The sequence below is a fragment of the Aquitalea sp. LB_tupeE genome, from assembly GCF_013391415.1.
GTDB lineage: Bacteria > Pseudomonadota > Gammaproteobacteria > Burkholderiales > Chromobacteriaceae > Aquitalea.
In genome coordinates this window covers 142,408-162,467 of sequence record NZ_JACAXB010000020.1, presented here as the reverse complement: position 1 = coordinate 162,467, position 20,060 = coordinate 142,408, and the positions used below count along the sequence as shown (strand labels likewise).

19 protein-coding genes are annotated in these 20,060 nt (G+C 62.4%); 7 read left to right on the top strand and 12 right to left on the bottom strand.

The features are described 5' to 3' along the window. Positions 1-15: 15 nt before the first annotated feature. From HWX34_RS12115 to HWX34_RS12075, 9 genes are read right to left on the bottom strand one after another with little or no spacing between them, the layout of a single operon-like run. Positions 16-843, bottom strand: a complete 828-nt coding sequence (locus tag HWX34_RS12115) for a polysaccharide deacetylase family protein (RefSeq protein WP_178972480.1) — start codon at positions 841-843, stop codon at positions 16-18. Next, a complete protein-coding gene (locus HWX34_RS12110) occupies positions 840-1,517 on the bottom strand; it encodes an alpha/beta hydrolase-fold protein (protein WP_178972479.1) in 678 nt (225 codons plus the stop codon). The genes HWX34_RS12115 and HWX34_RS12110 overlap by 4 nt, the downstream gene beginning before the upstream one ends. Continuing rightward, a complete protein-coding gene (locus tag HWX34_RS12105) occupies positions 1,501-3,840 on the bottom strand; it encodes an MMPL family transporter (RefSeq protein ID WP_178972478.1) in 2,340 nt (779 codons plus the stop codon). Before HWX34_RS12105 ends, HWX34_RS12110 begins: the two co-directional genes overlap by 17 nt. Next, positions 3,837-4,442 carry a LolA-related protein gene (locus tag HWX34_RS12100; RefSeq protein ID WP_178972477.1) on the bottom strand — a complete coding sequence of 202 codons (606 nt, stop codon included), beginning with the start codon at positions 4,440-4,442 and terminating at the stop codon, positions 3,837-3,839. The genes HWX34_RS12105 and HWX34_RS12100 overlap by 4 nt, the downstream gene beginning before the upstream one ends. Next, positions 4,432-5,355, bottom strand: coding sequence for an acyl-CoA synthetase (locus HWX34_RS12095; protein WP_370459734.1), 924 nt, complete (start codon positions 5,353-5,355; stop codon positions 4,432-4,434). Before HWX34_RS12095 ends, HWX34_RS12100 begins: the two co-directional genes overlap by 11 nt. Beyond that, positions 5,352-5,651 (bottom strand): 3-hydroxyacyl-ACP dehydratase FabZ family protein, encoded by a 300-nt coding sequence (locus HWX34_RS12090; RefSeq protein ID WP_178972476.1) that lies wholly within the window; start codon positions 5,649-5,651, stop codon positions 5,352-5,354. The genes HWX34_RS12095 and HWX34_RS12090 overlap by 4 nt, the downstream gene beginning before the upstream one ends. Positions 5,652-5,653: 2 nt before the next feature. Beyond that, complete coding sequence (locus HWX34_RS12085; protein WP_178972475.1) at positions 5,654-7,000, bottom strand: AMP-binding protein; 1,347 nt, start codon at positions 6,998-7,000, stop codon at positions 5,654-5,656. Positions 7,001-7,032: 32 nt separating this feature from the next. Beyond that, a complete protein-coding gene (locus HWX34_RS12080) occupies positions 7,033-7,689 on the bottom strand; it encodes a hypothetical protein (RefSeq protein WP_178972474.1) in 657 nt (218 codons plus the stop codon). Beyond that, positions 7,686-7,976, bottom strand: a complete 291-nt coding sequence (locus HWX34_RS12075) for a phosphopantetheine-binding protein (RefSeq protein WP_178972473.1) — start codon at positions 7,974-7,976, stop codon at positions 7,686-7,688. Before HWX34_RS12075 ends, HWX34_RS12080 begins: the two co-directional genes overlap by 4 nt. A gap of 255 nt (positions 7,977-8,231) precedes the next feature. Between HWX34_RS12075 and HWX34_RS12070 the strand changes: the two genes are divergently transcribed. The 5 genes from HWX34_RS12070 to HWX34_RS12050 all read left to right on the top strand — a co-directional run bounded on the left by HWX34_RS12070 (position 8,232) and on the right by HWX34_RS12050 (position 12,972). Then, entirely contained in the window at positions 8,232-8,909 is a 678-nt protein-coding gene (locus tag HWX34_RS12070) for a phosphatase PAP2 family protein (protein WP_255496694.1), read from the top strand. Positions 8,910-8,949: 40 nt separating this feature from the next. After that, positions 8,950-9,951: a hypothetical protein gene (locus tag HWX34_RS12065; protein WP_255496693.1), complete on the top strand. Its 1,002-nt coding sequence runs from the start codon at positions 8,950-8,952 to the stop codon at positions 9,949-9,951. A 266-nt stretch (positions 9,952-10,217) separates the two neighbouring features. Beyond that, entirely contained in the window at positions 10,218-11,276 is a 1,059-nt protein-coding gene (gene cbiM / locus HWX34_RS12060) for a cobalt transporter CbiM (RefSeq protein ID WP_178972471.1), read from the top strand. Further along, positions 11,273-12,124 carry a cobalt ECF transporter T component CbiQ gene (gene cbiQ, locus HWX34_RS12055; RefSeq protein WP_178972470.1) on the top strand — a complete coding sequence of 284 codons (852 nt, stop codon included), beginning with the start codon at positions 11,273-11,275 and terminating at the stop codon, positions 12,122-12,124. Before cbiM ends, cbiQ begins: the two co-directional genes overlap by 4 nt. Then, positions 12,121-12,972, top strand: a complete 852-nt coding sequence (locus HWX34_RS12050; RefSeq protein ID WP_178972469.1) for an energy-coupling factor ABC transporter ATP-binding protein — start codon at positions 12,121-12,123, stop codon at positions 12,970-12,972. The genes cbiQ and HWX34_RS12050 overlap by 4 nt, the downstream gene beginning before the upstream one ends. A 19-nt stretch (positions 12,973-12,991) precedes the next feature. Here HWX34_RS12050 and nikR read toward each other — a convergent pair whose 3' ends face one another. Then, positions 12,992-13,438, bottom strand: a complete 447-nt coding sequence (nikR, locus tag HWX34_RS12045; protein WP_178972468.1) for a nickel-responsive transcriptional regulator NikR — start codon at positions 13,436-13,438, stop codon at positions 12,992-12,994. A gap of 379 nt (positions 13,439-13,817) precedes the next feature. Here nikR and HWX34_RS12040 point away from each other — a divergent pair, with 379 nt between their 5' ends. Together HWX34_RS12040 and HWX34_RS12035 are read left to right on the top strand one after the other, a co-directional pair. Next, positions 13,818-14,972, top strand: a complete 1,155-nt coding sequence (locus tag HWX34_RS12040) for an FIST signal transduction protein (protein WP_178972467.1) — start codon at positions 13,818-13,820, stop codon at positions 14,970-14,972. Between the two features lie 16 nt (positions 14,973-14,988). Next, positions 14,989-18,084 (top strand): response regulator, encoded by a 3,096-nt coding sequence (locus HWX34_RS12035; RefSeq protein WP_178972466.1) that lies wholly within the window; start codon positions 14,989-14,991, stop codon positions 18,082-18,084. A 59-nt stretch (positions 18,085-18,143) separates the two neighbouring features. On the opposite strand, the gene HWX34_RS12030 is transcribed toward HWX34_RS12035, so the two are convergent. Both HWX34_RS12030 and HWX34_RS12025 read right to left on the bottom strand, forming a co-directional pair. Continuing rightward, positions 18,144-19,631, bottom strand: coding sequence for an aldehyde dehydrogenase family protein (locus HWX34_RS12030; protein WP_178972465.1), 1,488 nt, complete (start codon positions 19,629-19,631; stop codon positions 18,144-18,146). A 48-nt stretch (positions 19,632-19,679) separates the two neighbouring features. Next, positions 19,680-20,033: a cupin domain-containing protein gene (locus HWX34_RS12025; protein WP_178972464.1), complete on the bottom strand. Its 354-nt coding sequence runs from the start codon at positions 20,031-20,033 to the stop codon at positions 19,680-19,682. Positions 20,034-20,060: the final 27 nt, after the last annotated feature.

Here is a 20,060-nt window from a genome sequence, read left to right as displayed (position 1 = left end):
GATTGAAAAACGGGCTCAGCTTGCGCGCTTGGCCGCAGCCGGTGCGGGTGAACAGGCTTGTGGCAGCGTCACGGCATGTAGCTGGCGGCAGGACAGTTCTTCCAGCAGACGCGGCAGCACCTGCAAGATGACTGGCGTACCGTCTGCCATGCGGGCGGCATTGCCATCGTGCAGCAGCAGTATATCGCCAGCGGCCAGTTGGCGGGTCAGTCTGGCATACACCAGGGCCGGGTCCCGGACGCGCGTATCATAGCCACGGCGCGTCCAGCTCGCAAGAAACACGCCCAGCCGCTGCAAGACCGGTTCCAGCTGCGGGTTGCGCAAACCGGCAATCGGGCGGAAGAACTGCGGCGCACGGCCGGTGATGGCCTGCAAGGTGGCCTGCCCCTCTCCCACTTCACGCCGCCAGCCGGAGAGCCCGAATAACGATGTCTGCTTGCGATGCCGCTGGCCATGGTTTTCCACTGCATGGCCTTCTTGCGCCGCCTGACGCACCAGCTCCGGATAGCGCGCCGCGCGCTCGCCGATGCAGAAGAAAGTGGCTTGCACCTGATAACGCCGCAAGATGTCCAGCACTGCCGGAGTAACCGCCGGGTCCGGCCCGTCATCAATAGTGATGGCCACTTCGCCACGGCGGATGGCGGCTTGCGGCAGGCGGGTCAGGTTCGGCCCCAGCAGGGTGCTGCGCGGCAGCAGACCCAGCAGCGCAATCAGCCCGTGCAACAGCACCAGCGCGCCCAGCAGGACCGGCCACCATGCCGGTTGCCAGCACAGCAACAGCAGCGCCAGCAGGTGCAGCGCCAGGCACAGCTTGATGAATGGAGAAAACACCAGCGAGTTCATGTCCTGTCCTTCTGCCCCGGCGCACCTTGCGCCAGCGGGCCATGGTCCAGCCAATGCTGCCATTGCTGCTGCCACACCGGCCAGCTGTGATCACCCGCCATGCGGTGTACCCGTGCGGCGGGCAGCAGGCTGGCCAGCAGTTGCTGTCCGGCAGCAAAACGGTCGTCGTCGGCCAGACTCAGCCACACCGGGCAAGGGGTGCTTTCCTGCTGAGCAGCCAGCCAGTGCCACCAGTGTCGTTCGTCCTGCAAACCGGGCGAAGCATCCGCCCAGGCCTGCGGCCCGCCAGCTTGGCGGATTTCCTGCAGGATGTCGGCAGTACCGGGATAAGGTGCCAGCAAGAAGATACCGGCCAGGTGCTCAGCATACACCGCCGCATAATGCAGGGCATTGAAGGCACCCAGAGAAATTCCGGCCAGCCAGATGTTGCGGTAGCCTTGCGCCAGCGCAGGCTGTAGCACGGCCTGATGCAGGCTGTCGGCCACCGTACCGGCCAGCACCTGTTGATAACCGACATCCGCCAGCATGATATCCAGCGGCAAGCCGCGCGCGCGCACTGCCGCCACCATGCCCTGCGCCAGCAGGTCGTCCAGACTGGCCTTGGCCGGTGGCAACAGCAGCAGCAAGCTGTCGGCGCGCTGCCCGGCGCGTAAGAGATCAGTCAGACAGCGCACGCGGGGTCATCCTTGCCATCATGGCGGCAAATAGCAGCGCCAGCAGCGCGCCAATGGCCACCGTGCTGCCGATATAGGACAGCACCGGCACGTTGGAGCTGCCCAGCAAACCGAAGCTGGTGACGGTGGCCAGATTGGCCACCACCAGTGACACTTCCACCTGACGCTGCTCGGCCGCACTGCCCAGTTGCTGCTTGTTGGCAAAAAATAGCGCGTAATTGGAGCCGATGGCCACCACCAGCAGCAGGCCTACCAGATGCAGAATGGTCAGCTGAATGCCACAGGCATCCAGCAGCGCCACGGTACACAGCACCGCGCAGCCCAGCGGAATGGTGACGCGCGCCGCTTGCAACCAGCCGCAGGTCACCCCCAACAGCAGCAGGATGGCCAGACTGCCCAGCGAGGAAAACAACAAGGCTTCGTGGGTGTAGCTATCGAAAATGGCGGTGGTTTCTTCCAGCAGGTCGATCACCGTCACCTGCCCCAGCTGCTGGGCAGCCAGTGCCGCGCGTACCTTGTCCAGCGCGATGTTTTCACCACTGGCCGGGCGCAGCGGCATCAGCACCAGATCACTGCCAGGCCGCTTGATCAGCATGGAATCCAGCAGCACGCTGGCCGCACTGCCATGCAGGCTGGCACGGCTGAGCAGCGCTTGCTGCTGCGCACGGGTCACGTCGCTGACAAACCCTTGCAGCTGAGACGCATCCACCGGCAGGCCTTGCAGCGCCTCGGCCAGCCGTGGTGCAGCCGTACCCGCTGGCGGCAAGGCAGCCTGCCGCGCGCGCTGGGTGGCGATGCTCGGCAACAGTTCGTCCGGGGTGTGGAAGCCGCCAATCACGTTCTGCCGGTTCAATTGCTGCAATACCCGGCGCGTGCGCTCGGCCAGTTGCAGGGCGCTTTCCTGATCCGGCGCGCTGAAGCTGGCCACATAGCGCATGTCATTGCCGCCCAGATCGGCCCGCAGTTCGGCATCCAGCTTGTTTTGCGCGGGCGAGGTGGAGCTCAGTGCATTGAGCTGGCGGTTCCAGATGTCCTGATGATGCAGCGCCAGCACCGCCACCGCCGCCAGCATGGCCACCGCCAACAGCCAGCGCAGCCGGGTCAGGCCATCCAGCACTTTTTGCAGCAGCAGGCCGGGCTTGCTCAGGTCGCGCAGGTTCAGCCGTGCCGGCATCAACAGCGGCAGCACATAGCGCGTCACCAGCGCGGCCGTCACCAGCCCGCTGATGGAATACAGGCCCAGTTGCGACAGGCCGGGGAAACTGGAACACATCAGCGCGGCAAAACCGGTGATGGAGGTCAGCACACCCAGACGGATGGTGCGCCAGAAATGAGAGGGATTACCGCCCCCGGCACGCTGGATGAACAAATAGATGGAGTAATCCACCGCCTCGCCGATCAGCGTGGTGCCAAAGCCCAGCGTCAGGCCATGTACATGGCCAAAGCCCAGGCTGACGCTGGCAATGCCCACCAGCGCACCGGACACCACCGGAATCAGCCCCAGCAGCAACAGCGGTAGCGAACGGTAGACCAGCAACAACAAGGCCACCACCAGCAAGGTGCCCAGGGTGGCCAGCCGTTCCACTTCGCTCTGGATGATGTTGCGCGAGGCCACCGAAATGACACTGGTACCACTCATCACCAGCCGGGTGTCGGCATGACGGGCCGGCAGGCTGGCAAAAGCCTGTTTCACATCTTCCAGCGCCGTCGCCTGGGCGTCGGTATTCAGGCCGGACTCGGCCAGTTGCAGCAGCAATACCGCGCGTTTGCCGTCGCGTGATACCCAGATGTCCTTACTGGTGCTGGGCTGGCTTTCGCCCATGAACTGCTCGAGGATTTGCAGGGTTTCGCCGGTGGGGTCGCGCGGCAGGATTTTCTTGACGATCAGCCCGGCATCGCCGGACATCGCCAGCAAGGTGTCCTGGATGGCGTCATGCATGCCGGCAGCAGTAAAGCGCTGCGGCGTGACGGCCGGGCTCAGCAGGTAGCGGTTGTCGAAGAAATACTGCTGGTCGCGCTGCTGGGTCTGGCGGTCGCCGTTCTGCACGGCGGTAAAGCGCGGATTGCCGGACAGCTTGCCCACCAGCAGGCGCGACAGGCGACCGCGTTCGTCCTCGTCCGCGCCTTCGATACCCACCAGCACCAGCCGGGCAATGGCACCGTCGCGCAGCTGGTCGATCAGCATTTGCTGGCGCGCACTGGGCAGCTTGGGCATGAAGGCGGACAGGTCGGCCACGAAGCGGGTCTGGCTGATCACCAGCACCGAGGCCAGCATGGCCGCCAGCCAGATCAGGATGACCGGCTTGAACAATCTGGTTTTCATTTGGCGCTGGTGCCGGTAATGGTCATTTCCGAACGGTCGCCATCCGCCTGCAAAAATTCGATGGTTTTCACCTGGGCGCGGCTACCGGCAATGCGGATCTGGCTGATCACCTTTTGCATGCGCGCTTGCAGCGGGGTCAGTTTGAGCTGCCATTCTTCGCTGCCACCGGACAGCGACGGGGTGTAATAGCGTTCCAGCGCATTGCGGTCGCCCGACAGCGTAGCGCGGATGCTTTCGACAAAGGCCGACACTTCCGGGCGGTCGGACAGGTTCACGCTCATCTTGCGGCCATCGCTGCGCTCCAGCGTCAGCTTGTTGCCTTCCAGCAGCACGGCTTCCGCCTTGGGCTTGAGCGTGCGCTTTTCCAGCCTATCCGGCGCGGTGAAAGCCAGCTCGCCAGAGGACTCCAGCGGCTGCTTGAGCATGGCGATGTATTTTTTCTCGACAAAGGTGGCGGTGCCGGATTTCTTTTGCCCCAGTTGCTGCATCAGCTCGCTCAGGGAGAAATCGGCGGCATGCAGGCTGCTGGCCGAGAGTACGACAAACAATCCGGCCAGGGTCTTGCTGATGATGGATACACGCATGATCGGTCTAGCTTTCATCCCAAAAATCGTAAAAATTGAACCAGTTGTACGGATAGGCCCGGCAATGGCGCTCCAGTGCCGCAACGTATTTGTCCAACAGCGACTGCATGGCCGCCTCACGCTGGGCCCGACCCACGGTGGAAAAGTCTTCCAGCAATTCAAAATGCACCCGGTAGCGATTGCCGCCCAGGTAAATACCCGCCATGAAATACACCGGCTGCTTGAGCATGGCGGCCATGCGCAGCGGGCCGCTAGGAAAACGGGCGGGTGCGCCCAGCAGCATGCGGCAGAGGTATTCGTCCGGCCCGGCGGCACGGTCGGCCAGAATGCCCACCAGTGCGCCCTCTTCCAGCCTGGCATGCACCTTGAGCATGGCATCCATGGTACCCAGCGGAATGATGTCCGGGGCCAGCGCCGGGTTGATGGCATGCAAGGCCTGGTTGATCTGGCGGGCGTTTTCCGGATACATCGCCATGCTCACCTGCATGTCGGGGCGAAAACGCGCCATGGCGCGCAGCACTTCAAAGCTGCCCAGATGCGCGCCAAACAGCAACAGGCCCTGCCCGCCTTCCTGATGCCGGTGCAGGGCTTCGGCACCGGACAGGTCGATCTCGAACACATCAAACCGGTCGCGCAGCAGATAAACCCGGTCGTGAATGGTGCTGGCAAAACTCAGCACATGGCGATACACATCGCGCCAGCGCGCCGGACGGCCCAGGCTGCGCGCCAGATAGCGCCGCGAGGCCTGTACCGCCTTGCCGCCGAACAACACGAAATACACGGCAATACCGTACAGCACCAGCCGGGAGCAAGGCCTGCCCAGCCAGCAGGACAGCGCCGACATGATGCGCAACCAGAAGCGGCTGCCGCGCTCCTGCTGCCGCATCCACTGCGGGCTGGCTTCAGGCTGTGCCTCGGTTTGCGGATTCACGCTGCAGGCTCCGCTGCCAGCACGAATTTGCCGTCCGCCACTTTTTCATCACCGCGCGAGATGACAAAGGCCACGCTGGCAGCATCCAGTCTCCAGGCCAGCTGCAAGCTGTCACCCGGCGCGACCGGACGATGGAACTTGGCCTGGGCCAGTCCGGCCAGCTGCACCGCGGCAGCCTGTTCGATGGCCAGTTGCGCATGGTCCAGCAACACCACGCCGGGCAAGACCGGTTGGCCGGGAAAGTGACCGGCATAGGCCGGATGATCGGCGGCTATCACCAGAGGAAGGGTTTGCATGCTCAGTGGTTTCCGGAAAGATGGCGGACAATCAGTTCCTGCAAGGTACGGGCCAGGATCTTGCCATTACCGTCGCGCGGCAGGGCATCGACAAATACGATATGGCGCGGCAGGAACACCGAATCCAGATGCTGGCGCAGGCCGGCCAGAATGGCGGTACGGTCCAGAGTCGGTGCCACCACGAATACGGCCAGACGTTCGACCACCTCGTCACTGCCGCGTTCCGGCACACAGTACACGCCATCCACCACGCCCGGCAGGCCGGTGAGTACGGCATTCAGAAACGACAGCGAGCTGCGCTTGCCCGCCACGTTGATCATATTGGCCTTGCGGTCCACCAGCCGGAACTGCTGCGGGCTGAACAGTTCCACCGTGTCATTGAGCATTTGCGGGGTCTGATACACCTCGCCCACCGCCCACAACTCGCCGTCACGCTGCTCCAGCGTAATGCCTTGCAAGGTGTGCCAGGTGGTTTCGACATCGGTTTCCCGCGTAGCCACCTGGCCGGTTTCGGTGGAACCATAAATTTCCAGCACCGGGCAGCCAAGCTGCTGCCGGGTTTGTGCTGCCAGCTCGACAGACAAGGGTGCGGTGGCCGACAGGATGGCGGCTATCGGCGGCAGTACGATATTGGCATCCAGCAATTTGCGCAGATGAAATGGCGTGATCACCAACAGACGCGGCGCGGGCATCTGTGCCAGCGCATCGGCAATGTCTGCCGGGAAGAACGGAATGCGCCCGGACAGGCGGCCACCGGCCAGAATGGGCAGCAGCACGCTGGATTCCAGCCCGTACATGTGACGGATGGGCACCGTTCCCACCACCGAGCACGCCTGGCCAGCCGCTCCCCACACCCGCTGTGCTCCGGCCAGAATGGCCAGCCGCAGGCGGCCAAATGTCTTGAAATGCGGCATCGGCGTGCCGGTGGAACCCGAGGTATACAGACAGGCAACCGGCTGGTCGTACGGAATGTCCGGCAGGGGTGCTGCCGCCAGTTCCATGCGCGCCGCCAGCGTGTCTACCTGCAGATACGGCAGGCCCGGCACCGGGTTTTCTGCCTGATCGCCCAACACCAGCAAGCCGGCTTGCTCGCTGGCTACCGCAGCCAGATGCTCAGGGGCCGCGGAATTGGGCAGTATGGTCAGCATATTGCGGGCAATCGCCGCAAACAGTGCCACGGCAAACCAGTAACGGTCGTTGCACATGTTCAGCACCCGCGGGTGAGCGGGCAAGGCGGCAGCCAGGGTCAGCACCTGGGCATGGAAGGTGCCACGGTTGATCACCTGCCCGTGCACATAGGCAAAGTCGGCAGCAGGGTCGGCAGCAGGAAGGAGCGGTATCGGATTCATGGATTCGGTGGCAAGGAAACGGCAGCGGCAGCCTAGCGACGCGTGTCGCCGCCCTGCGTGTATTTTCGGTATGACTGTATGGTGTGGGCAATGCTGAATGAGGGGCTGTCCGGTAACACCAGCCTGCGCACCAGATATTCGCCGCCAAACATCAGGCCCAGCGACAGCGGGGTGCACACGGCAGCATAAAAGGCCCACCACGACAGGGGTGCCAGCGTAAACAGCGCCAGCGACAGCACGGCGGACAGCGCAAAATACAGCGTCCAGGCCAGCGTCACTTTCCAGGTGTAGCGGAAATAAGCCGCATCCAGCGGCCCGGCAATGGCAATGCGCGCAATGCGCGAACACAAGGCATTTTCGTGGCTGCCCAGCGTACTGCCAAACATGAAACCCAGACCGCACATGATGCCGGCGTGCTGCAACAGGTAGAACCAGGCTGCATGACTCAGCAGCTGGTCAATATTGAGGGCAATGGCCAGCAGAACCATGGCCGCCAGCAGCATGACCGGCCAGCGGAAGCGTGAGTTCCAGCCCGCGGTCAGCAGGCCCAGGGTCAGCGGTGCCGCTCCCACCACCACCGCATACAGCGGCGGCTGCCGGGATGAAGACGCCAGATAATCCATCACCACATAAAACAGGCCGGCCAACGCCAGTACAGCCAGGCGCATGCTGCGCCACAGCCGGGTCATTTGCTGCGATGCTCGCGAATATAAGCCGCCAGTTTGCGCAAGGAGGCAAAAATGGTGGAGTTGTCTTCGTTGTCGGCTTTCATTTGCACGCCGTATTGCTTGGACATGACCAGCGCGATTTCCAGGATATCAATGGAGTCGATTCCAAGTTCATCACCGTATAGCGGGGCATCAGGAACAATTTCCGCCGGGGCAATGTCAAGATTCAGCGCGGAAACGATCAGACCGGCAATTTCGCTTTCCAGCGCCAGGTCTGGCGTATTCGATTCAGAAGAGTGTTGTTCCATGATTTGCAATAATCGTATCGGTATGAGTAAACAAGTTGCCCGCAATCGCCAATGTCACAGTGTTTCGGTATCATCGCCGCTCGCAGGAATGCGCTCTTGGTAAATTGAATAATTCTTATCTTTGCGGCAGGACCAAGAGGCATCAGAAAAATGAAGACGGAGTATACCCTCACGTATTCAGCAGGGCAAAAATCAGCTGTTTTACATGTAATTGCATACTAAAACATGCCAACAGGAGGTAACTTGAACAAGGGCATGACGAACATCAATGGCACAGCCGGAATAATTGAAACGGCGCTGACCCGCTTCTGGTTCAAGATGTTCGGCACCATGGGTTTTACCCTGCTGTTTTTTGTCGCCTATGTTTATCTGCTGCATCATCCGGCTGGTGCGGTGCATATTGTGCCGGCCAGCGCGCTGGACCGCTGGCTGCCATTTCAGCCCTGGGCCTTGCCGGTTTACCTGTCGCTGTGGGTTTATGTATCACTTCCGCCGGTGTTGATGCTGTCACATCGCGAGATCATCCGTTACGGTTATAAAGTGGCCCTGCCCTGCGTGAGCGGGCTGCTGGTGTTTTATTTCTGGCCCAATGCCATTGCCCCGCCGGACATAGACTGGCAGCAATACCCCGGCGTGGCCTTCCTGAAAAATGTGGATACAGCCGGGAATGCCTTCCCGTCGCTGCATGTGGCAACTGCGGTATTTTCCGGTGCCTGGCTGCATTGGCGCCTGAAAGTACTGCAATGGAGCCGTGCGCTGCAGGGATTGAACCTGCTGTGGTGTGTGGCCATTGCCTACTCCACCCTGGCGGTAAAGCAGCACGTGGCGCTGGATGTGCTGGCAGGCACCTTGCTGGGCCTGGGCAGTGCATGGCTGGTGCGTTTGCGCGCCCATGCCATACAACCGGACGGTGACGAGCCGCTTGGCCGCTAAACCCTTTTTGTCGACAACTTCCTGTTCAGCAACTGGCAGCATGTACCCAGATACCCGTTTGCACTACACGCCCCCCCATCCGCCAGGCTCGGTGGCTCTCACCCATGAACAGATTCTGGGCATCTGCCGCTTAGGCCTGGATGATCAACATCAGCCCTGGCCTGTGCAATCGGTGTTGATGCCGGTACTGGGCCCGGCCACCGCCAGCTTGCAGGAAGTGTGGCATACCAGCCTGCCAGCGCAGGATGGCCGCTTCGGGGACGTGCATTACCGTCGCGCGGGCAATCTGCTGTTTGGCGTCATCACGCTGGAAGAAGCGCAATTTGCCGGGCAGGACGGGTCTACCGCCTTGCAGACACTGGCAGAGCGCGCCTACCGCCAGCTGTTTGCCCTGTTGGAGCAGCAGCAGTGCCTGCACTTGTGGCGAGTATGGAATTACATTCCGCGCATCAATGTCGAGGAACACGGCATGGAGCGCTATCGCCAGTTCAACATCGGTCGCCATCAGGCCTTTGCCGGTAGCCAGCGTCCGGTACACGGCAGCCCGGCCGCCTGCGCGCTGGGGACAGCCAGTGGTCCGGTCAGCATTGCCTTTCTGGCGGCAAACAGTGCTGCCCTGCCCATCGAGAACCCGCGCCAGGTCAGCGCCTTTGCCTATCCGCAGCAATACGGCCCGGTCAGCCCCACCTTCAGCCGCGCAGCGCTGGCGGGCCAGTCTGGTACGCAATGGCTGTTCATTTCCGGTACCGCCAGCATCGTCGGCCATCTCACCGTGCATGTGGGCGATGTGGCGGCACAAACGGCCGAAACCTTTGCCAATATCGCCATCCTGCTGGAGCAGGCCAACCGTCAGCAGCCACGCCAGCCCTTCACCCTTGCCGGGCTGGATTACCGGGTATATATCCGCCATGCCGCCGACTACCCCGCCGTGCGTGCTGCGGTACTGGCGCGCCTGGGCGAGGACAGCCGCGTGGTGTATGTGCAGGCGGACATCTGCCGTGCCGACCTGCTGGTGGAAATCGAAGCGCAGGGCACAGGCTGAAACCCACCCCGGCATGCACCAGAACGGTCAGGTTCTGCTCGCTTTGGTGCAGCACTGCATAGCCGCTTTCCACCCCCACCTGCATCGCCAGCCCTCACTGCCAGCCGCTTTACAGCCCGCAGCTGCACACTGCACGACCCGCCCGCCAGCACTGACAGCGCCATGACAGATGGCATGAGTCTTGCTAAGATTTCATACATTTTTAAAAATATTCATACTCAGCCTGCACCATGCTTTCGGGTGACAGGCCTGAGAAAGGCAAGCGCATGCACATTCCAGATGGTTATCTCAGCCCGTCCACCTGCGCCCTGACCCTGGCCATTGCCCTGCCCTTCTGGTGGCTGGCCTACCAGCGTGCCAAACGCCTGCTGCACACCCGGCTGGTTCCGCTGTTTGCCGTATTCTCCGCCTTCAGCTTTGTCATCATGATGTTCAACCTGCCCCTGCCTGGTGGCACCAGCGGCCATGCGGTGGGCATGGGCATTGTCAGCATCGTGCTGGGGCCGTGGGCATCCATCATTGCCATCTCGCTGGCCTTGCTGATTCAGGCCTTGTTTTTTGGCGATGGCGGCATCAGCAGTTTTGGTGCCAACAGCCTGAACATGGCCATCGTCGGTTCGCTGGTGGCCTGGGCCAGCTATCGTCTGCTCAGTGCTGGCGCACCGCTGGCCTCGCGCCGCCGCGTGATAGCTGCCGGGGTGGCCGGTTATCTGGCCATCAATGCTTCCGCCCTGCTGGCTGCCATCGAGTTCGGGGTACAGCCCATGCTGTTCCATGACGCCAGCGGCACGCCGCTGTATGCGCCTTATCCGCTGTCGGTAGCCATTCCGGCCATGATGATTGGCCACCTGAGTTTTGCCGGACTGGCCGAAATGCTGCTCAGTGCCGGTCTGGTGGCTTATCTGCAACGTGCCCATCCGGCTTTGCTGGCCGGTACGGCGGGAATCAGGGCAAATAACAGCCAGCAAAACGGCAGCGTGCGTCAGCTGTGGTACGGCCTGGCCGGGTTGATGATTTTGTCGCCGCTGGGCCTGCTGGCAGCCGGAACCGCCTGGGGGGAATGGGGTGCCGAAGACTTTGCCAACCCGGCGGCCCGGCAGGAAATCATCCAGGCATCCGGCCTGCATGCCTTGCCGGATAGCGCACCGGAAGGCCTGGCTAGACTGGCCGGTTTGTGGTCCGCTCCCTTCCCAGACTATGCCCCGGCCTTCATTCACAGCCCGGCTTTTGGCTATGTGTTGTCTGCCGTGTTCGGTGCCGGGTTGATTCTGCTTAGCCTGTTGCTGCTGGCCCGGCTGGGCGGCAAGCGTGGCCTGCCCCAGTGAGTGAACAATCGTTTCTTGCCGGCAAACACCGCCATCACGGCAATATTGCCGAGCGCATGGTGCATGGCTTGCAGCAGGTAATGGAGCATGCGCTGGATGCCGAAGCCATCAGCGCCACGCCCGGCCTGCTGCAACAACTGGACCCGCGCATCAAGCTGCTGTCCTTGCTGGCGGTGCTGGTTGCCACGCTGCTGGCAAGCCAGCTCACCACGCTGCTACTGCTGTTTGTCCTGGCGGTAGTGCTGGCGCTGGCCTCGCAGGTATCGATATCCCGCTTGTACCGCCAGGCGTGGCTGAGCGTGCTGCTGTTCAGCGGCATGCTGGCCCTGCCTGCCATCTTCATGGTGCCGGGAGAACCGCTGTTCACTCTGCCGCTGCTGCACTGGCACATCACCCGGCAGGGGCTGTCCAGTGCGGCCTTTTTGCTGGGTCGGGCCGAAGTCTCGGCCAGCTTTGCCCTGCTGCTGATGCTGAGCACACCGTGGATGCATGTGCTCAAGGCCATGCGCAGCCTGGGGGTGCCGGTGCTGGTGGTGGCCTTGCTGGGCATGACCCATCGCTATGTATTTGTGCTGCTGCAAACCGCCAGCCAGATGTTTGAAGCCCGCCGCAGCCGCCTGCTGGCCCCGCCTTCCGGCCGTATGGCACGCCAACTGGTGGCCAGCACCAGCGGCGTGCTGCTGGGCAAGGCCTTGCAGCTCAGCAGCGATGTACACATGGCCATGGTGTCACGTGGCTATCGGGGAGAGGTTTACCTGCTGCACAATTTTCACACCCGCAAGCGCGACTGGTGCGCGCTGCTGCTGGCCGTGGCACTGCCCTTGGTCATTGTCTGGAATCACGCATGAGCACACCGGTTTTTGCCCTGGACGGGGTGAGTTATCACTATCAGCAGCATGCGGCGCTGCATGCGGTGTCACTGGAGATTGCCGCCGGTAGCCGGGTGGCGCTGCTGGGGGCCAATGGCTCGGGCAAATCCACCTTGCTACGTCTGCTGGACGGGCTGTATTTCGCCACAGCTGGCGAGGTGCGCGCCTTTGGCACGGTGCTGAGCGAAGCGGCGCTGGCGGATGAGGCCTGTCATTATGCGTTTCGCCGCCGGGTGGGCCTGGTGTTCCAGAACCCGGACGTGCAACTGTTCAACCCCACCGTGTTTGACGAACTGGCCTTCGGCCCGCTGCAACTGGGCTGGCCGGAAGCGCAGATCCGCAGCGCGATTGACGCCAGCTTGCAGCAGTTTGGCATCAGCCATCTGCAACAGCGCGCCCCGCACCGGCTGTCCGGTGGCGAGCGCAAACGGGTGGCGCTGGCCTCGGTGCTGATCATGCAGCCCGAGGTACTGTTGCTGGACGAACCCACCGCTGCGCTGGACCCGGCCAGCCAGAGCGAAGTCATCCGTTTTCTGCAGGAAAGCCAGGGCCAGGGCCGCACCATCATTACCGCCACCCACGATCTGGACAGCGTGGCAGACATTGCCGACCGCGTCATCGTGCTGGCCGACGGACACGTGGTAGCACAGGGCAGCCCGGCTGACATCCTGTCCGACCATGCCCTGCTGGCGCGTACCCACTTGCTGCATGCCCACCCGCACCGCCACGCCGACGGACAGGTACACAGCCATCCACACCAGCATGGCCACCGCCACGCTCATGGCAGCAGCGCTGCCCGCTACCGCCGCTTCGGCATGGGGCGGTAGCCGCAGGACAATTACTGAATCAGCGGCCTGACTTCTTGCGATAGCCCAGGCCCGTGCTGGCTGCAGGCTTGACCGGAATCAGCTGCACCTGGCCGTGGCGCACCCCGGTTTCGGCAATCACCGAACGGGCAAAGCTTTCCACCTCGCCACTATCACCGCGCAGGATCACCGTTTCGATACAGTCGTCATGGCTGATATGCGCGTGCATGGTGGCGACAGCAAGGTCGTGGTGGTCGTGCTGCAAGCCGGTCAGCCGGGCGGACAGTTGCCGCTCGTGATGATCAAACACATAGCTGAGCACCGCCACACAGGGCCCGCCTTGTTCACTTCCCAGATTGTCCTCGCCCAGCTCGCGGCGCAGCATGTCGCGCACCGCCTCGGACCGGCTGCTGTAACCGCGCCGGGTCATCCATTCGTCAAATGCATCTGCCAGTTCGTCGCTCAGCGAAATGGTGAGTCTTTGCATGTTTGTCTCCACAAAATCCGTGCCGCAGCATAGCAGACCGGGGCGCGATGGGGTTGACCACTCCCGACATGACAACTGTCATGTCAGGCTGCTGACAAAGTCATTTGGTGCGATGGCGCAGGACCCGGCGAAGCCGGGCCTTCCGGGCAAGGGATTGATTCCGCAGCCTGTCCATCCAATCCCGATCCCCCCGCCCTTTCCCTGACAGGGAGCCTCGCCTTCTTGCCGCAGGCTCGCCGGGCTTGACCACGCCCGACATGACAATTGTCATGTCGGCTTGGCACAAATGCTGCGATAGTGCTCAGGACACATCCACCTTGCCATTGCCCGTCCATGGCCCAGAATCAAAGACAAGCCAACTTCCAGCCAAGAGCACACCATGCAGATACGGCAGCTTAGCTTGCATCAGGACCAGCCCGAGCGCGACCAGCTCGCCACACTGCAAACGCTGGCACCACAGCTGCTGCTGGTGTTTGCCGCTCCCGCCTACTTTGGACGTGGCAGGCTGCTCTTAAGCCTGGAAGCTGCCTTGCCGGGCTGTGTGGTGCTGGGCTGTTCGACAGCGGGCGAAATTGCCCACCACGGTGTGGAAGAAGGCTGCGCCGTGCTGACAGCCATCCGCTTTGGCTCTACCCGCGTGGCCAGTGCCACAACCTTGCTAAAGGACATGCAGGACTCACAGGCGGCGGGCCAGCGTCTGGCCACAGCCTTGCAGGCGGATGACTTGCAACTGCTACTCCTGCTGGCACCGGGTACCGACATCAACGGCACTGCCCTGCTGGACGGCCTGCAACAGGTGCTGGGCGATGCCGTCCCGGTGGTGGGCGGCATGGCCGCTGATGATGGCCGTTTTTGCCAGACCTTCACCCTGCATCAGTCCACATGGCACGATCAGCAGCTGGTGGCCGTCGGCCTGTACGGACAGCAGCTGCAAGTGGGGCACGGCTCCTGTGGTGGCTGGACCACGTTCGGCCCGGCACGGCAGGTCAGCCGCTGCCAGCAAAACATTCTGTACGAACTTGACGGCGCACCCGCTCTGGAAGTGTACAAGCGCTATCTGGGTGAATACGCCAGCGGCCTGCCCGGCAGCGGCTTGCTGTTTCCGTTTGCCATGCTGGGACGCAGCGGCGAAGACCAGGGTGTGATTCGCACCATTCTGGGCGTGAACGAACAGGATGGCAGCCTGACCCTGGCTGGCGAACTGGCCAGCGGCAGCCTGCTGAAACTGATGCATGCCGGCACCGACAGCCTGGTGCGCGGGGCGGAACAGTCCGCTGGTCATGCCCGCTTGTCAGGCGCAGAGCATGAAGACAGCCTGGCGCTGTTGGTATCCTGTGTCGGACGCAAGCTGGTGATGGGCGACCGGGTAGATGAAGAAGTGGAAGCCGTGGCCGACATACTGGGCAAGCAGGTGGTGCTGGCGGGTTTCTACTCCAATGGAGAAATCAGCCCCTTTGCCGTAGGGCAGCCCAGCCGGCTGCACAACCAGACCATGACCATCACCACCTTGCGTGAAATCACGCAAACCGATTGAAACCGGCAGGACAGGCATGCAAAACACACTGTTACGCCAGCTCAGACGCACCATGGGCATTGCCGACGAAACCAGCCTGCGACAGGTGCTGGACGGTTTTGAGCGGCTGGCCGGGCGCACAGACATCGACCCGGCCATTGCCACCGCCCTGCGCGGCTTTACCGGCTTGCTGCAAAGAGTGGGCGACAGCTACACCCAGCAAGACCGCGACATCAGCCTGCGCAGCCGCAGCCTGGAACTGAGCTCGGCCGAACTGGGCGAAGCCAACCAGCGCCTGCAGGCAGAACTGGGCAAGCGCGAACATGCCATTGCCCGCCTGCAAGACACCATACACCTGCTGCGCAAGGAAACCGGACAGCAAAGCGGCACACAGCCAGAGGACGATCTGGAAGGGCTGATCAATGCCGTCTCCTCGCTGGTGGCCTACCGCCAGCACGGTCAGCAAGCCATCCGCCAGGCACAGCAGGCACTGGAAAACCAGAAATTTGCGCTGGACCAGCACGCCATCGTCAGCATTACCGACCGCCACGGCAACATCAGCTATGCCAACGACAAATTCTGCGAGATCAGCGGCTACCGGCGGGAAGAACTGATCGGGCGCAACCATAATCTGGTGAATTCCGGCCTGCACTCAGCGGCTTTCTTTGCCGACATGTGGCGCACCATCCGCGCCGGCAAGGTGTGGACTGGTGAAATCCGCAACCGTGCCAAAAATGGCAGCCTGTACTGGGTGGCCGCCACCATCGTGCCCTTTGCCAACGAGCATGGCGAGCCGGAACAATTTGTCGCCATCCGCACCGACATCACCGCCCGGCATCAGGCCAGCGACCGTCTGCAAGAGCAGCTGCACTTTGTCGAAGAACTGGTGGAGGCCATGCCGATGCCGGTGTATGTCAAAGGACCGGACCTGCGCTATCAGCTGATGAACCGCGCCTTTGCCGAACTATTTGCCATCCGGCGGGAAGATTTCCTGGGCAAAACCTCGGAACAGCTGCTGGACGCGGAACTGGCCAGTTACCACCAGCAGCGCGACCGCGAACTGCTGCAGGAAGTATCGCGCCAAAGTTATGAAACCACCATGCAGCTGCAGGATGGCACGGTACGCTACGGCATCATCCACAAAGCCACCCTCACCCGGCCCGATGGCAGCATTGCCGGGCTGATCGGCACCATCGCCGACATTACCGAACAAAAACTGCTGGCGCGGGAATCACGCCAGGCCCGCGAAGTGGCCGAAGCGGCCAACCGGGCCAAGAGCGAATTTCTGGCCAATATGAGCCATGAAATCCGCACACCGATGAATGGCATTCTGGGCATGACCGAACTGGCGCTGGATACCGATTTGAACCGGGAGCAGCGTGAATACCTCAACGTGGTGAAATCCTCCACCGAAGCCCTGCTCACCGTCATCAACGACATTCTGGATTTTTCCAAGCTGGAAGCCGGCAAGATGGTGATAGACCAGACCGCCTTCGGGCTGGAAAGCGTGCTGGCCGGCACGGTCAAGAACATGGCCATGCATGCCGAGCAAAAAGGCCTGGAACTGGCCTGCCGCATGGCACCGGACATTCCGCCGGTACTGCTGGGCGACCCGGGCCGACTGCGGCAGATTCTGCTCAACCTGTTGTCCAATGCCATCAAGTTCACCCAGCACGGTGAAGTATTGTTGCGTGCCTCCTTGCTGGAACAGGAAGGCGAGCAAGTAGTGGTCAAGTTTTCGGTCAGCGACAGCGGCATCGGCATTGCCCGCGAACAGCAGGAAAGCATTTTTGAAGCCTTTGTCCAGGCCGACAGCTCCACCACCCGCAAATACGGCGGCACCGGACTGGGCCTGTCCATCTGCAAACGGCTGGTCAGCATGATGCAAGGCCAGATGTGGCTGGAAAGCCGCCCGGGACATGGCAGCACTTTCCACTTCACCATCCGCTTCACTCGCGTGGCCACCACACAGCTGCCCGCCCCGCTCAGCCCGGATGCGCTGCGCGGCAGTCATGCGCTGGTGGTGGACGACAACCGCATCAACCGGGAAATCCTGCTGGAAACACTAGCACACTGGGGGGTGCATGCCGATGCTGCCGACAGCGGTGCCCGTGCGCTGGCCCTGTTGCAACAGCCGGGCAAGTCCTTCCGCTTTGTCTTGCTGGACGGCATGATGCCCGAGATGGACGGGCTGGCCACCGCCAGATGCATACAGGCACTGGACCTGCCCGCGCCACCCCGCATCATCATGCTGTCCTCGGCTGCCACCCAGGGTGGTGCCCAGTATCAGCAAGCCGGTATCTGCTGCCACATTGCCAAGCCGGTGTTGCAGTCCGAATTGCAAGAAACCATCTTGCAGGCACTGGGCGACACACCGTGCTGCGCAGCAGGCAGCCCCCCCACGGCCAGACTGCAAGGTGATGGCCAGTGCTTGCGCGTACTGGTGGTGGAAGACAACATCGTCAACCAGCAGCTGGCGCTCAATCTGCTGCAACGCTGGGGCCATCAGGCCACGCTGGCAGAAGACGGCCAGCAGGCACTGGCAGTCCTGGCCAGGGAACAGTTCGATCTGGTGTTGATGGACATGCAAATGCCGGTGATGGGCGGGCTGGAAGCCACGCGCCGCTTCCGCCAGCAAGAAACACCCGGCCAGCACCTGCCCATTATTGCCATGACCGCCAATGCCTTGCAGGGCGACCGTGAACAATGCCTGGCCGCCGGCATGGACGACTACCTGAGCAAGCCGGTGCGGGCCGCCGACCTGCAACAGCTGCTGCAACGCCACGCCAAGACAGCGTCCTCCTCGTTTGACTATCAGGCCGCACTGGGCCAGCAGGATGCGGAAATCATCGACATCGTGGCGGACAGTTTCCTCAACAGTTTTCCGCGTGAAATGCACAGCCTGCGCGAGGCCTTGAACAGCGCCGACAGTGCCCGGCTCAAGCGGGTGGCCCATACCCTGAAGGGCAATGCAGCCCTGTTTGGTGCCAGCCCCATGGTGAATGCCGCCAGCCAGCTGGAGAACCTGGCCACCGAGATGGACAGCCCGCTTGTTCCGGTGTTGCTGCAGCTGCTGGAACAGGCGTTTGCAGACTTGCAAAGCGCGCTGCGCCAGCGACGGCCCGCCGGCTGAAACATGAAAAAGGGCGCGGCCAATACGGTGGCGCCCTGTTCAGTTACCCGTAGCGGGGTTCAGCCGCGCTGCGGATACCAGCCCACCAGGCCCGGTTGCAGATTGATGCTCACCTGCTTGACTTGCTGGTATTCCAGCAAGCCGTTAACGCCCAGATCGCGGCCATAGCCGCTCATCTTGTAACCGCCCCACGGCGCTTCGTTGAAGGTGGGGTTGTAGCAGTTGATCCAGGTCACCCCGGCGCGTACCTCCTTCACCACCCGCAAAGCACGCGCGCCATCAGTGGTGAACACGCCACCGGCCAGGCCATAAGGGGTGTCATTGGCCATGGCGATGGCTTCGGCCTCCGTGGTGAAGGTCTGGATGGCCACCACCGGGCCGAATACTTCCTCGCGCACGATGTCCATATCGCGCGTGCAATTGTCGAAGATGGTGGGCCGCACGAAGTAACCGTTGGCGCACTCGCCCTCGACATAGCGCTCGCCACCGCACACCAACGTGGCACCCTGCTGTTTGGCGCGTTCGATATGACCCAGCACCTTTTCCAGCTGCGCGGCCGACACAATCGCGCCCATGTCGGCATCCTTCATGCCCGGCGCAATGGTCATGGCATTGGCACGTTCGGCCAGACGGGCGACAAAGCGGTCCTTGATGCTTGCTTCAATCAGGATGCGCGAACCGGCCGAGCATACTTCGCCCTGGTTGAAGAACACGCCTATCATCGCCCATTCCACCGCGCCTTCCAGATCGGCATCGGCAAAGATGATGTTGGGCGACTTGCCCCCCAGCTCCAGCCCCACTTTTTTCAGATTGCCCACAGCCGCGGAGGCAATGGTTTGCCCGGTGCGGGTGCTGCCGGTGAAGGTGATCATGTCCACATCATGGCTGGCGGCCAGCTCCTGCCCGGCGGCCGGGCCGCTGCCCAGCACCAGGTTGGCGGTGCCGGCCGGCAGGCCCACCTGGTGGAAAATCTCGAACAGCGCCACGGCCGACAGCGGGGTGACTTCGCTGGGCTTGAACACCACGCAGTTGCCCGCCGCCAGCGCCGGGGCCAGTTTCCAGGTGGCCATCAGCAAGGGGTAGTTCCACGGGGTGATCAGCGCGCACACGCCCACCGGCTCGTGCATGGAATAGGCATGCATGGGGCCAAAGCCGTCGCTGACTTCATACACCCCGCCCTGCGGCTTGGTAATCAGCCCGGCGTAATAGCGGAAACAGGCCACCGCATCGTCCACATCGCAGCGCGCCTCGCGCAGCGGCTTGCCATTGTCCAGCGTGTCCATCACCGCCAGCTCGTCGGCGCGGGCGGCAATGGCATCGGCAATACGCAGCAGCATGTCGGCGCGCTTGGGCCCGGCCATGCGCCGCCAGCTGCCGTCATGGTCAAAAGCATGACGTGCAGCGGCAATGGCCTGCTTGCTGTCCTCGGCCACGCTGTCAGTGACCAGGGCAATCACCTCGCCATTGGACGGGTTGATGACTTCGCGGGTGGCACCGCTGACCGAAGCTTGCCAACGGCCATTGATGTAGTTGTTGCGCACTTCCATGTTTCTTCCTCCTGCCTTGCCATTGTGGTGCCGGGCGGTCTGTGCCGCTCAGGCGATGTAGATCTTGCGCAGTGTTTGTGTCACCACCCAGGTGGTGGCGGTGCCGGCAGCCAGATGTCCTACCGTGCCGGGCTGCAACTCCAACGCTGGCCGGCCATCGGCAAACTGCACCGTGGCGCTACCTGTCAGTACGATAAAGAATTCGTCCACTTCCACATCAGTGGTGACGCTGGGTGACATTTCCCACACGCCAATGCTGCAGCCGTGCAACTGGCCCAGCTCGGCCGTGCCGACCCGGGCCGGGCCGGAAATCAGCTGATCAGCCGGGACATCGCGATATTCCAGCGCAATGCGCGTGGCGTCCACACTGAGATTGGCCAGCAGAGTAAATGGATTGGACATGCTTGCTTCCTTTGATTCTCAAACAGG

Bases quoted from the DNA above. Each gene is read 5' to 3' on its own strand.
- HWX34_RS12100 (WP_178972477.1), bottom strand. From the start codon at position 4,442: ATGAAAGCTAGACCGATCATGCGTGTATCCATCATCAGCAAGACCCTG.
- HWX34_RS12075 (WP_178972473.1), bottom strand. From the start codon at position 7,976: ATGGAACAACACTCTTCTGAATCGAATACGCCAGACCTGGCGCTGGAA.
- HWX34_RS12105 (WP_178972478.1), bottom strand. From the start codon at position 3,840: ATGAAAACCAGATTGTTCAAGCCGGTCATCCTGATCTGGCTGGCGGCC.
- HWX34_RS12050 (WP_178972469.1), top strand. From the start codon at position 12,121: ATGAGCACACCGGTTTTTGCCCTGGACGGGGTGAGTTATCACTATCAG.
- nikR (WP_178972468.1), bottom strand. From the start codon at position 13,438: ATGCAAAGACTCACCATTTCGCTGAGCGACGAACTGGCAGATGCATTT.
- HWX34_RS12065 (WP_255496693.1), top strand. From the start codon at position 8,950: ATGTACCCAGATACCCGTTTGCACTACACGCCCCCCCATCCGCCAGGC.
- HWX34_RS12040 (WP_178972467.1), top strand. From the start codon at position 13,818: ATGCAGATACGGCAGCTTAGCTTGCATCAGGACCAGCCCGAGCGCGAC.
- cbiM (WP_178972471.1), top strand. From the start codon at position 10,218: ATGCACATTCCAGATGGTTATCTCAGCCCGTCCACCTGCGCCCTGACC.
- HWX34_RS12025 (WP_178972464.1), bottom strand. From the start codon at position 20,033: ATGTCCAATCCATTTACTCTGCTGGCCAATCTCAGTGTGGACGCCACG.
- HWX34_RS12115 (WP_178972480.1), bottom strand. From the start codon at position 843: ATGAACTCGCTGGTGTTTTCTCCATTCATCAAGCTGTGCCTGGCGCTG.
- HWX34_RS12070 (WP_255496694.1), top strand. From the start codon at position 8,232: ATGACGAACATCAATGGCACAGCCGGAATAATTGAAACGGCGCTGACC.
- HWX34_RS12030 (WP_178972465.1), bottom strand. From the start codon at position 19,631: ATGGAAGTGCGCAACAACTACATCAATGGCCGTTGGCAAGCTTCGGTC.
- HWX34_RS12080 (WP_178972474.1), bottom strand. From the start codon at position 7,689: ATGACCCGGCTGTGGCGCAGCATGCGCCTGGCTGTACTGGCGTTGGCC.
- HWX34_RS12035 (WP_178972466.1), top strand. From the start codon at position 14,989: ATGCAAAACACACTGTTACGCCAGCTCAGACGCACCATGGGCATTGCC.
- HWX34_RS12090 (WP_178972476.1), bottom strand. From the start codon at position 5,651: ATGCAAACCCTTCCTCTGGTGATAGCCGCCGATCATCCGGCCTATGCC.
- HWX34_RS12085 (WP_178972475.1), bottom strand. From the start codon at position 7,000: ATGAATCCGATACCGCTCCTTCCTGCTGCCGACCCTGCTGCCGACTTT.